The 12,012-nt window shown below is 33.9% G+C and carries 11 protein-coding genes and 1 CRISPR repeat array; all 11 genes read right to left on the reverse strand.

Going from position 1 to position 12,012, the window contains the following annotated elements; translation table 11 throughout:
- Nucleotide 1: 1 nt before the first annotated feature.
- Nucleotides 2-1,150: a CRISPR direct-repeat array (repeat unit 30 nt; unit sequence ATTTCAATTCAAGCATTGTACGATTATAAG).
- A gap of 277 nt (nucleotides 1,151-1,427) precedes the next feature.
- A complete protein-coding gene (gene cas2 / locus AB7E53_RS12245; protein ID WP_446775931.1) occupies nucleotides 1,428-1,691 on the reverse strand; it encodes a CRISPR-associated endonuclease Cas2 in 264 nt (87 codons plus the stop codon).
- A complete protein-coding gene (gene cas1b / locus AB7E53_RS12250) occupies nucleotides 1,691-2,710 on the reverse strand; it encodes a type I-B CRISPR-associated endonuclease Cas1b (RefSeq protein ID WP_446775932.1) in 1,020 nt (339 codons plus the stop codon). Before cas1b ends, cas2 begins: the two co-directional genes overlap by 1 nt.
- Complete coding sequence (cas4, locus tag AB7E53_RS12255; RefSeq protein ID WP_446775934.1) at nucleotides 2,707-3,219, reverse strand: CRISPR-associated protein Cas4; 513 nt, start codon at nucleotides 3,217-3,219, stop codon at nucleotides 2,707-2,709. Before cas4 ends, cas1b begins: the two co-directional genes overlap by 4 nt.
- 66 nt (nucleotides 3,220-3,285) lie before the next feature.
- Nucleotides 3,286-4,350, reverse strand: coding sequence for a CRISPR-associated protein Cas7 (locus AB7E53_RS12260; protein WP_446775936.1), 1,065 nt, complete (start codon nucleotides 4,348-4,350; stop codon nucleotides 3,286-3,288).
- A gap of 17 nt (nucleotides 4,351-4,367) precedes the next feature.
- Complete coding sequence (locus tag AB7E53_RS12265; RefSeq protein WP_446775938.1) at nucleotides 4,368-5,672, reverse strand: hypothetical protein; 1,305 nt, start codon at nucleotides 5,670-5,672, stop codon at nucleotides 4,368-4,370.
- 11 nt (nucleotides 5,673-5,683) lie between these two features.
- Nucleotides 5,684-7,816, reverse strand: a complete 2,133-nt coding sequence (gene cas3, locus AB7E53_RS12270) for a CRISPR-associated helicase Cas3' (protein WP_446775940.1) — start codon at nucleotides 7,814-7,816, stop codon at nucleotides 5,684-5,686.
- A complete protein-coding gene (locus AB7E53_RS12275) occupies nucleotides 7,813-8,379 on the reverse strand; it encodes a hypothetical protein (protein WP_446775942.1) in 567 nt (188 codons plus the stop codon). The genes cas3 and AB7E53_RS12275 overlap by 4 nt, the downstream gene beginning before the upstream one ends.
- 12 nt (nucleotides 8,380-8,391) lie before the next feature.
- The gene (gene cas6 / locus AB7E53_RS12280) at nucleotides 8,392-9,051 is read right to left on the reverse strand and encodes a CRISPR-associated endoribonuclease Cas6 (RefSeq protein WP_446775944.1); all 660 of its coding nucleotides are present in this window, start codon (nucleotides 9,049-9,051) and stop codon (nucleotides 8,392-8,394) included.
- Between the two features lie 70 nt (nucleotides 9,052-9,121).
- Nucleotides 9,122-10,018 carry a helix-turn-helix transcriptional regulator gene (locus AB7E53_RS12285; RefSeq protein WP_446775946.1) on the reverse strand — a complete coding sequence of 299 codons (897 nt, stop codon included), beginning with the start codon at nucleotides 10,016-10,018 and terminating at the stop codon, nucleotides 9,122-9,124.
- 41 nt (nucleotides 10,019-10,059) lie between these two features.
- The gene (gene cas6, locus AB7E53_RS12290) at nucleotides 10,060-10,833 is read right to left on the reverse strand and encodes a CRISPR-associated endoribonuclease Cas6 (RefSeq protein ID WP_446775948.1); all 774 of its coding nucleotides are present in this window, start codon (nucleotides 10,831-10,833) and stop codon (nucleotides 10,060-10,062) included.
- A 905-nt stretch (nucleotides 10,834-11,738) separates the two neighbouring features.
- Nucleotides 11,739-11,951, reverse strand: a complete 213-nt coding sequence (locus AB7E53_RS12295) for a hypothetical protein (protein ID WP_245832536.1) — start codon at nucleotides 11,949-11,951, stop codon at nucleotides 11,739-11,741.
- Between the last annotated feature and the right edge of the window lie 61 nt (nucleotides 11,952-12,012).

The raw sequence follows: 12,012 nt of genomic DNA on the forward strand, positions 1-12,012 counted from the left end.
AATTTCAATTCAAGCATTGTACGATTATAAGAAAGACTGATTTTGAACGGATAGAGTACTTTTTGAATTTCAATTCAAGCATTGTACGATTATAAGAATGTTAACAAGTATAGGCAAATGAAGTATAATGAGAATTTCAATTCAAGCATTGTACGATTATAAGGGTATTGCATTCGGGGTAAGCGAAGTTATTAACTTATTTCAATTCAAGCATTGTACGATTATAAGGACTATGCATATAAAAAGCCCGCAGATTCACTCTGATTTCAATTCAAGCATTGTACGATTATAAGAAGGAGTGCGCAGAGCGGTACGCCAAGTTTTTGAATTTCAATTCAAGCATTGTACGATTATAAGTTAGCAGCAGCAGCAGGCGGATTAGGTGCTATTACATTTCAATTCAAGCATTGTACGATTATAAGTCAGAAGGTAAAAAATTAGATATTAAAGACTATGATTTCAATTCAAGCATTGTACGATTATAAGTCTCAGTTGCCTTCATGCAAGAATCAATTGAAAAAAATTTCAATTCAAGCATTGTACGATTATAAGCCTTAAAACCTTTCGGAGTTACACAAAATGATGAACTAATTTCAATTCAAGCATTGTACGATTATAAGAGAGAACCGGCTTTAAATAATGCAGCCTTATTAGCGGATTTCAATTCAAGCATTGTACGATTATAAGAGTATAAGCCTGTAAGATTTTTATCAGCATTAACAGAATTTCAATTCAAGCATTGTACGATTATAAGTGATTGGGGCGGAAGTGGTGGAAGTAGTGGTACTGTATTTCAATTCAAGCATTGTACGATTATAAGCAGAGCTTCCGAAATTAACGGAAAGAGGTTAAAGGAATTTCAATTCAAGCATTGTACGATTATAAGTAGGCGATGTTCGCTATTCGCCAGAAAGCAAAACATATTTCAATTCAAGCATTGTACGATTATAAGTCTTTGTAATGAAGTTTTACACATACTACACAACAATTTCAATTCAAGCATTGTACGATTATAAGTCATAGAAATTGAACTCTTTGATGTACCCTTTGATCATTTCAATTCAAGCATTGTACGATTATAAGTCGCGGAAAAAGCATTGAACCGTCAACCGAAGGAAAAATTTCAATTCAAGCATTGTACGATTATAAGCCGTTTATCTGACAAAAAAATATTGTTGATAATCAGCTATTTGATGAGGCGAATATAGTAATAATTTTATTAAAAAAGTTGTCGATGTCTGATTATATGTTTTTACCAGTACATCGACAACCATTGTATTTATTTGATTATCAGCACGTCAAAGAACTATATTTATATGAATTTACCAATTTTATTGGAGAAAATGAGAGACCGACATTTTAATGTTATATTTTATAGTACTGAATTGCTCTGATACAGGCTTAAGTACAGGCTATTAAGGTAGAAATTATAAAAATGTATCTACCGAAGAACGTTCGTTTCCAACAATCTCTTTTTCAAGCCATTTCTCATTCCTGCTAGCAAATATAATCAAACTATCTGTATCAAGATCCATAATTTCTTTTGCTTGAAATTTGAGTTCTTTTAATTTTACGTCGGTAATTTCTCCTTCAAATACAGAGTTTTGAATCCAGCTTAGGTATTTCCGAACCAACCTAAGCATCTTTCCAACCCGCTTTTCGCCAACATCGTAGACTAATATTACATACATCACCAGTACATTTTAAATGGTTTATACTCCTCCATATTTAATAGATGCTTTGCTAGTTTATAGCATTCCAAACGAATAAGATGCTTATAACTAACGTTACGTTTTAAAGAGCGGTGTTGGATTGTTTCATTATAACGTTCCTCCATGCATTTTACAAAAATCTTTTTACCGGAATCATTCAAGACACACTTGTTCAAATGATGGTCAAAATGCTTCTCTTGAATTTCTTTCTTATTGAGCACCTTGAAAATAACCCGGTCAACGATTATCGGTTTGAAAATTTCGGCCATGTCCAAGGCCAAGGAATACCGGCGCTCTCCTGGCGTATGTAAATAACTTATCGTTGGATTGAGTTGTGTTTGATGAATTGCCCGCAAACACTGTGAATAGCACATCATATTACCAAAAGAAATCAATGCATTTACTTCGTTTTGAGGTGGTTGCTTCGTGCGATTTCCCATCTCAAAATCATTAAGGATGAGATTGAATGCATCATAATATGTCTGTCGGATATTACCTTCAATTCCCATTAACTCATCCACAGCCATAGATTGAGGAATACCTTCCATATACCTTTTGACTGGTTCAATTAATGGATCCATATCTTTTCCCCTACGATTATAATACTGCAAATTCTTTACCATGTTATAAGCAGCTCCCTCAATAAACTTTCTTGCAATGTGTATACGCTTCTTTTTATCTTGATAGTGGCTCGTTTGAGCCAACAACATTCTTCCTGATAATAGAAAATCTTTAGGCATAAACGAACCCGTATAATTTTCATAGTAATCAAAAAAATGAACAGCGATATCGTTCTGTCCAAGGAAATTATACAAGGCGCTATTTGCATTGAGTGAACCAAATACATATAAATCACTCACAGTTTCTACTGGGATATAGCGGGGCAGACCTTCACGTTCCCCTATACCATTCTCCCTTTCTTCAAGCGGAATAAATTTTAACGTATTGTCTTTTCGTTGCAAAATTCCCGGATTAAATAGATAATAGGTCTTTTTCATAATTCGTTCTCTCCTACATAACAGAATTCATAATAGCTACATTGTTTGCAAATCTTATTATTTATTATTGAAGGGCATCGATCGTCTGAGACAATCTTGTCAATATCTTTTACAAACTCCTCAATAAGATTAACATCCTGCTCTGTAAGCTCTATTTTTTCAGTTTGTCGCAACATTGGGTATTCCAATAAACCGGAAACACCGGTAACTCCATTCCTTTGCAGAATATAAATATAGTACTTTACCTGCCATTGATGAGCAACCTCAATCTTGTCTGATTTTTTAATTTCGTGAATTACCCTATTCCGAGCATCATAAAAATCAATCTTAACACCATCAATCTCCAACTCTTCGTAACGTTCGGGACGTTGTGGATAAGACGTTTCATGAAGCAATTTTCCCTCATAAACTAAATCCGAAGAATGCTCCATATTAATACCATTTGCAAACAACCAGAGCTTGCGTTTACAAATAAAATAGTAATTGATATGTGTGGCAATTATTTGCATATTAGATTGGATAGATGTTTAAAAAATCTGGCAGGACTTTATCCTGCCAGATTTTTTAAACATAATTTATTCTTGATTTTCGTAATCAAAAGCCATCATTAAATTAATCAATTTCTGTTCTGCATGTTGCAGAGCATTCGCTGATTCAATTTCCGTCACTATATAATTTGAACATGGTAATGTAACAAATAAATCTGCACCTGCTGTTTCGTCTACGATTGGCTTCGCTTTTGGTTTTTCACCATCATCAATTAGTTTCGCTCTAATAGCTGCTGCCAATACATTTGCATTATCACTAATTGCTACTGCTAAAGTTTCCATTAAACTAAATGTGCGGGCTTGATTGGATGTTATTCTCCAATTTATCAAAGCGTTTGCTAATGCCGGGATAACCTTTTCTCTTTCTTCTTTGGGTAATACAAGACATTTTCCAAATACATTTTCACTTTCTATCCACCCTTTCGATTTTAATGACTCAATCATTTCTCTCGAAATTTCTGGTTCATGTTGATTAGTGGAAACTGAAAATAAAGTACGCAAATCAATAGCTATGTCATAGACAAATAATCCGGATGTTCTTACATTGTCTGGGATCCAGTTTCTTCGTGGTAATGTTCTGTTATGCTCAGTAAGAAATGCTTCTATTTCCTCTTCCGAAAGAAGTTTGTCACTTCCAGCCATTCTAACGTTTACAGGGTGATTATCTGGACGATCGCTTCTATCAAAAGTTAGATTCTCTTTATCGACTCCAGCTAGTAGTGGGTGAATAGGACGCATAGCTGAAATAGACAATGGGCTTCTTCTTTTTTTGGTAACACCGTCTCCTGCACGCATCCACCCGCCTAAAAGTTGGTCAACATAATTAGGATCACAAGGAGACCATGGCTCTTTATTCTCTAATTGTGCAGTTTGCTTTTGCATAGAAATATTATAGTTAAATGTAATTGGAGCCATCTGGACATTTAAGTTATCAGTAAGACTCTGCAAAATAGAACGTTTTACTTGTTGACCGCTTGAATAGGCAACAGATCTATTAAATTGTTGATCATAATATGTCTTTTGTCCATCACTAACACAAAAAACAGTATGTTCTGCGTGTTTTAACGCTCTCAAATAAATGTAAGGTTTCATAATATAATTATTAATTGTTATTTACTAATTGCCGCAAAGTGGAATCTGATGAGTGTTAAAAAGTAGGGGACATTGTCTGAAGGCATTGTATTAACGATGCTCGCAATTTCCGTAATTTTATTACCGTTCTCTACTTTTGATATTATTTCAACAAGATTTTCGATAAATGCTTGTTTCTTTGTTGAAGCTAAGACGGAATTAATCTGATTAGCTCTGTCTTTTTTTGCTTGCTGTGCACCTTGAGTATATGTAAATAACTCTTGCGCAAACTCTTGGGATTTTTCCCATAAATCTTCATTGTTTAGCATAGCCAATATCCAAATTATGTAAATATTAAAATTAATTACCTGATCTTCATCTTCTTTTTCTTTGTACTTAGGCATTTTTGCTTTATCAATATAATCTTTGATACCTTTAGGTTCCATCGCTTTTATTCCAATTACACCTGATTGGCACGCTTTTATAAACCCAAACGCTGTGCCATAAAGCGCTTCAGCTCTTTCTCCATCATTCATTCCAAAGAATTTTTCGTAAAGTTCAATTGCTTTGCGAATCTGTGTCAAAACAAAAGGAATAAATCCTACAGTCGTATTTGTTTGCCCATAATTGTAAACGTAACCCATCATTTGTGGATATTGGAATTTCCTTGATATTCCAATTAAAATTTTAGTCCACGATTGTGTATCTACACTTATTAAGCCATCTTTAGTTGAAAATGGATTAAATCCAACCATAGGTGTTTGTGAAATAAAGTTTCTTCCATAACGATGCGCAATCCATTGTCCATTCCAAGTATTAATTTGATTGCCTCGTAAGTTCGGTGTTTTATTAAGCAACTCCCTATAAAGTTTCCATCCTTCAAAAATGTCGAGTAATACTTGTGTATTGTTAAATAATATTGACATTCCTCCTTGAACACCTACCCCCAAACCACTCCCTATCCACGAGAAATATATATCTTCTTTGGGTGTGTTAAAATTTATATTTGATACTTGCGATGAGGTTGTTGCCAATACGTCTAAAGAAGGGTATCCAATTGCAATACTTGCATCAGGTTCGGTTACTTCAATTTTATTTATTAATTTATCAAAACGATCTTTCCTTTTTTCAGAAGATTCAAAAGGTATTTGACCTCGAATCATTTTCTCCCAACTCAGTTTCGGATTCTCTAAAGGAGAATTACCCGCGGTCATCATGTATTTATTATGGTCAAAAAATAACGGATAATACTCTTCAACAAAGAAAGTCTTGGCATCATACTGCGTATTAAACTTCTTGTTGTAAGCTTCCAAAAACATTTTACCGATAACAGATGTAATCATAATAGATGTCTTTAAATTATTTCAAAAGTTTTGTAATAGATTGGTTTAGCATACTCAATCAATAGTCCTACTTCTTCAGAATACGCTTTATCTGGAATAATAAATGGATAAGCGCCCTCGTTTAGCTTTTCAAGTTCTCTAAATGCAATAGAGCGATAACCTACTGGAATTTCCATTTCAGAGCGATTTACATAATTCTCTGCTTTATACTTGTTTTTATCACTTTCAGTAATACAGACAGCAGAGTCAATTTCTAATGTTTCCAATAATGCGGATTTAGGATAGTGGCAAAGCTCTTTTATTTGCCATTTTCCGTCTTTAAAAACAGAGGTTAAATCGATGTTTATAAAGCTGATGTCTGGATATACTTTATCAATCATAGCTTGAATATGAGTTTCATCCCAGAGTTCTCCACTACTAAAAGCTTGGTAGCTGCGATTTAATACATTTAAATCATATGGCAACGCATCACTTTGATCATGTGGTGGTTCAATAACATATATAGGTTTAAATTTACCAATAGTATCGGCAGTTCGTTTTCTGTTTATACGCCCAAAACGCTGAATTAAAGCGTCGATTGGAGCACACTCTGTTATCATTATATCGAAGCTAATATCCAGGCTCACCTCAACAACTTGCGTTGAAACAACAATACAAGCATCGTTAGTGTTATTGTAGACTTTTTTTAACTGATTTTCGAGTTCTTGGCGTCTGACTCTTTTAAATCTACTATGAATTAACATAATCGGAATATCGGGATATAGCTCTCGCAACTTTACATAGATTTCTTGTGACCGTTTCACTTGATTACAGACAATCAGAAGTTTTTTTCTTTGATTGATTGCATCTTCAATTATAGGCGTGACTTCTTTGAAAGTTTCACACTTATAAACTATGTGGCGATTGAATGTTTCCAATATTGTATTTGGTAGTTTTACTTCATAGACATTTTCTATACCACCCAATAATTCCAAAATCTTATTGTATAAAACTGTTGGCATTGTTGCCGTCCCAACATGTACCCTACAATCTAAGGCTACTAATATTTCAACAATCTTCAGCACAATTGCCTGTATTGTATCAGAATATGTATGAATTTCATCCAGAATAACATCGCATCCCATTAAATCAATTGCTGTAGCTTCATATCCCTTAATGCCAAATGCAATTGAGGCCATTTGATGAGGTGTTAGAACTTTCACAGAAGCTCCAATATGACGTTGCAATATTTTTTCTTCTAATTTACCATCTTTTAATTTTAGTGCAGAAGCTGCATGAAGAAGGTATACTTGACTATCGGTATTTTTTAAATCATCTTTTATTCGATCATACATTGCATTGATGGAGGCTTGAAAAGGTAGCGTATAAAACACCCTTTTATTACATCTACGTAAAAGAAAATCTGTTTTCCCTGCCCCGGTAGGAGCTGTAACAAGAGTGTGTTTCCTTTTATTTTCAGAGCTTATATACGACAACGGATATAAATTATTTTGACGATTATAAAAAGATAAATCAGGATTTATAAACAATTTATTAAGGGAATACTCTGCTCTTATATCAAGTGCAGAGGCGTAATGGTCTGCTGCCATCATTAAGCCTTTCCATTTTGAATAGTTTAAGCGTATTTTTTCACAATGTGATATAGCATATTCATAATTAAATCGTGCTTCCTCCCTCGATATGGTGTGAATAGCAAAGCCAAACATTTGTAAAATTTCTAAAGCGTCTGTGCTCCATTGTTCAAAATCTTTTGAATGGATTTCAAAGCTTCTTACGTTATCATCCAAGTCAAGTAGTCCCTTGCCTCCAATATCATTGCAGATAGATTTATGGTGCGCCGCAATCATATCAATAATAAATGGTTTTTCAGTTTCATTTAGTAGTGATAAAAAAAACAATGAAGCAATTTCGTGTCGAAAAATAAAACCTGGAGGTCGTATAAAATCTTTTTTTAGAGTTTGTTGAAATAATGGACTTACTTTGCCAATATCATGAAGAATTGCGCCTCTTCGGGCAATGCTTTCATCCATTCCCAAATTTCTAGCAATAATTTCAGCTGCATTTGCAACATCTTGCAAGTGTTTTGTTAATGGTAATGCTCCTGCATTCTCATGTTTAGCTAATATATCGTCGAAATGTTTCATTTGCTTAAAACAGGTTTACCACTTATTTCAATCCAGCCGTACATCGGTTTATTCTCATTAAAGCGATTAAATCCAACCATAAATGATTGATCCGATTCGCCAAATCGTAATTCAAAACCATCAATTTTATCAAATTCGCTTTCTGAAAGTTCCATAAATTCGATAGGCAACACCACGTCTTCATTTCTACAAAGGCAAATATGCTCTTCGTAAGCTTTCAACGCATTTTCTTTATTTTTAAATGCAAGATGTAAAACAGGGTTAATCATAATACCTCTGTTGAGTATTGATAATGGTCTAATCATTCGTTTTTCAGTTCGTTTAAATTCCCATCCTCGAGTTTGTGTTTGTTCCTGTTGAGAATTTATTGCTGAATAACTTAATTTATGACGAACTATCCTACTTATACCTTTTTGATTTAATAGCTCAGAAAATATCTTTTTTTCAATACCCTCGATTATTGACGGAGTCAAGAATTGCTGACTAAATGTTTCTCCATCGCGAACTGCTGTCCAAGGTTTTATAAAACCAAAAGGCCCTGTATATTTGACTACGTAAAACATATTTATTGAATTTTAATATATTGCTCCAAAACCAATTCCTGTTGAATTCCCCAAACCAACATTCCATGCAAATAATTTAGTTTCAGGTTTAGCTTCAATAATTATTGGACATTGACAAACTCTATTTTTAATTCCTTTATAATCAATTAGCTTTATTTTTTTATTCACCGCATTTATGTCGAACCTAATACTTAAAGTTTCGTCTGGAGCTAATCCGGCTTTTTCCATTTTATTATGGAGTGTCTCTTTTAAGAACTCTCCTGAAATTTCATTTATGTACGTATAATGTTGATCTCCTTCATCATTGAATCGTCTTATAAAGACAGGGCTTGCACAATTAAATACTGTTTTATCAGATAAGTCTGGATCATCTTCAATTGCTACATCCACAACTTTTAATCCATAACACATTTCTGGATCATTAAGAATAGATCGTATTACTTTTTTACAATATTCCTCAGAATGGAAACTTATGAAAAAAGTCGCCCCATTTGGATACTCCAAACCATTTTCATTTGGAGTTGCATTCATTAGCCAAGAAAACGAATACATTGCCATAGTTCCATGCAGATTATTTATTCCAAGCCATTTATGCAAAACACCAACTAGTTTGTGTTGATAATTGAAAGGGACTAACACGTTGTTTTTTGTTGTTTTAATATGAATCCTCATTTTATTAATGATTTGTAAATATTACAGCACAAAGAAATTAAACCATTTTGTCAACTTGTGACACACTAGATTAAATATTATACTTTTTCAATTTGTTTCTTATAAAACACTCGAATTCAGGAGAATCAATAATTTGAATATCCTCTAAAAGACCTGTTACAAAGCGACCTACACCTTCAAAACTACATACATTTGTTTGTAATATCCATTCGTTGTCGGTTATTCTTATCAATTCTCGTTCTGAGAGTGGGTATTCTTCAATTAATAAAGTTGCGGCACGTAATCCCATTTTGAGTTTTACAGGGTATTGCTTGAAGCTGCTTATACGAAACAGATCCATGTGTCCTTTCCTGTGCTTATCCTTATTTTGCCAAACAGTATTGGAGATTTTTACATTTTCAATTCTTGACAATTTAAAAAGTTTGTTTTCAGAACTTGAAGGTTCATACGCCCATATTTGAATGTAATTCGTAGTAAATCCAAAAGGTTCAACAATCCTGTTGCGAACATTTTTACTATTCGCCGAACTATAGTTTTCCAAAACAACTTGTTGTTCATTTTCCATTGCATCTATCAGATGATTTACATTTTCAGCATTCTTCCCTTTTACTACTGTCTCCGCTAATATTTTATAATTGTAAACCGAGTACAGTTTTCTTTTCAGGTTTTGCTTTAGAAGGTTATTCTCATCAATATTTTCAATGGCACTTTTTAAAATGTAAGCCTCCTCTTCGGTAAAGTGAACTAATTGGCTTATATCCTTGAAATATGGAGATGATTTATCTATTCTCGTTATATCTCCTTGTTTCTTTATTACAAACCCTGCTTCGCGAAAACTATCAATATAGCGATAAATAGTACGATCAGAAGTTTGTAACCGATTTGCTAAATCGGATATTGTATATCTGTTGTTGGCTGTTAACAATTTCAGAAGCCTCAACATACGCTCAATCTTAGGTTGGTCCATTACATAATGTATTAACTAATCCCAATTCATTCAGGATCCTTTTATCTTACTTTACTTTCTATCATCCCAAATCCCAGACTTCCCTTTTCTCCCAATCCGGCTTCATAGGCAACTTTGATTAGTGCCGGGTCTGCTTTTAAGAGGAATGAGTAATGAAACCCTCTTACTTTTGTTTGCTGTTGGGTGTTGGCCTTAATAGTTACCAAACGGGAGCGTGCCGGGGTGTGCAGTTCAAAATAGAAGGTTTTATTGCCTTGAAAGGGGGTTTCGTAAAATAGCTGGTATTTCTCCGTTAGATTATTAATGAGAAGTTGACCGTAGTTCGGATGATCTGGAGATAGGTATTTTATCTTCCCTTCGGCTTCTTTTAAACAGATTACAACGGGTGAAAGCGTCTTGAATTCTATGGTTGCCAATGCATCGGGTGAGGGTACTAATTCTACTTGCCGAACACGAAATGCAACTTTACTTTTATGATCGCCCAAACTGAATTGTTGTTCGGAAAAGATTCCCTTAATAAATTCTTCGGTAGATTTTTCGGGGAGAAACGACAAGTTCAGACTTATCAAATCCGAAAAGATACAAAGCCGGTCTTCTTCTCTTTTCGCATCAGGGATATATAAATTGGAGAAGGTGAACATTTTCATCTTCTTGTGTTTATGGCTGAATCCGTTTTCATGTAACCAACGGGCATAGGATTCGTCTCCCAATGCTATCACCTTGTATATCCAGGCTGATAATTCATACTGATAGTTGATGGGAAGTTTTTTTCCATAAAGTGACGGTATTACTTCTATGTGGAGTTTAAATCGCATGGTTATATAGTATTAAACAGTATTCACGTGGTAAAGAGAGTTAGTAATAATCATCTGATATAATAGAGATTATCGCTGAACTTTCCCAAAGATACAAACAATATTGATTATTTATTAAATAATTCGTTAAAATATTGTAATATCAAAATAATAACATATAGTGTCATTTTCAAACACAAAAGAAGACTTTCATTGTTTTATTCATTAATATATCAAAGTCAATCTCATTCTTCTTATAAACAAACTCTTTCATGGTTACCTTTAACCATTATATAAACGAAGATTAATTACGAACAATACGAATAACTAATCGTTGGACCTGGGTCAATCTTTCGTTGGACCATGGTCTACTTATTGTTGGACCATGGTTGAGATATCGTTGAACCATGGTCCAACGATTAGATATTATAAGTCAAAATGATACGTCTTCGCTGTATTTGGATTACTTTCCTTTTGTGTTGGGGGTTAATACTGTTATAGTAAATGTAATTTGCACCATCCTAACAAGGAAATGATTGGTCTTAAACGCTCATCCTTTACCATTGTATTCAATTGTATATCAGCACAGTAATAGTTTTAATTCGTTTAAAGAGTCGATTTTCGCGGCATGATAGATGAAAGATAAAATGACAGATGATTTAGGCATCTGTCATTTTACAACACACTGATAAACTGTCTGTTAAGCTCTAAAAATGATGGATGACAGATGTTTTCGCTATTATTTAAGTTTATGACCCGTCCTGAAAAATGTTGAGGACTTTCAACTTTAAAACTCATATTAAATGATCCACAAAGTATATACTTTTTCACAAAAATGTACCGACTAATCTTTTTAATAATCGCTTGAGAGAAATTAGAATACAGGAATATGTGTATCTGAATCCTTGTAATGACGGATTGGAGCTTTATAGGGGATCCGGGATTATATCCATATAGGATCTCTTGCCATCGATATAATCTGCATAAAGCATCTCTTCATTACGGCCTCTCAACATACTGCATTTACCGCATATCTCACAATTAGACAAGCACTTCCATTGGTTTAACACAAATGCCAGACGCTCCTCTTTGGTGGATTGTTCGATACGAGGTGGCGTCATGATAGTAAATCTTTCCAATTACTCTTAATTAAGCCTCCATGATAACAGATAAGCTCTTCAATCTCATAAGAGAATAGAT

Origin of the sequence: Macellibacteroides sp. (genome assembly GCF_050251695.1) — a bacterium.
GTDB lineage: Bacteria > Bacteroidota > Bacteroidia > Bacteroidales > Tannerellaceae > Macellibacteroides > Macellibacteroides fermentans.

Excerpts from the sequence above, each read along its gene's own strand:
- cas1b (WP_446775932.1), bottom strand. The coding sequence starts at position 2,710 with ATGAAAAAGACCTATTATCTATTTAATCCGGGAATTTTGCAACGAAAA.
- cas6 (WP_446775944.1), bottom strand. The coding sequence starts at position 9,051 with ATGAGGATTCATATTAAAACAACAAAAAACAACGTGTTAGTCCCTTTC.
- cas6 (WP_446775948.1), bottom strand. The coding sequence starts at position 10,833 with ATGCGATTTAAACTCCACATAGAAGTAATACCGTCACTTTATGGAAAA.
- cas4 (WP_446775934.1), bottom strand. The coding sequence starts at position 3,219 with ATGCAAATAATTGCCACACATATCAATTACTATTTTATTTGTAAACGC.
- AB7E53_RS12275 (WP_446775942.1), bottom strand. The coding sequence starts at position 8,379 with ATGTTTTACGTAGTCAAATATACAGGGCCTTTTGGTTTTATAAAACCT.
- cas2 (WP_446775931.1), bottom strand. The coding sequence starts at position 1,691 with ATGTATGTAATATTAGTCTACGATGTTGGCGAAAAGCGGGTTGGAAAG.
- AB7E53_RS12260 (WP_446775936.1), bottom strand. The coding sequence starts at position 4,350 with ATGAAACCTTACATTTATTTGAGAGCGTTAAAACACGCAGAACATACT.
- cas3 (WP_446775940.1), bottom strand. The coding sequence starts at position 7,816 with ATGAAACATTTCGACGATATATTAGCTAAACATGAGAATGCAGGAGCA.
- AB7E53_RS12285 (WP_446775946.1), bottom strand. The coding sequence starts at position 10,018 with ATGGACCAACCTAAGATTGAGCGTATGTTGAGGCTTCTGAAATTGTTA.
- AB7E53_RS12265 (WP_446775938.1), bottom strand. The coding sequence starts at position 5,672 with ATGATTACATCTGTTATCGGTAAAATGTTTTTGGAAGCTTACAACAAG.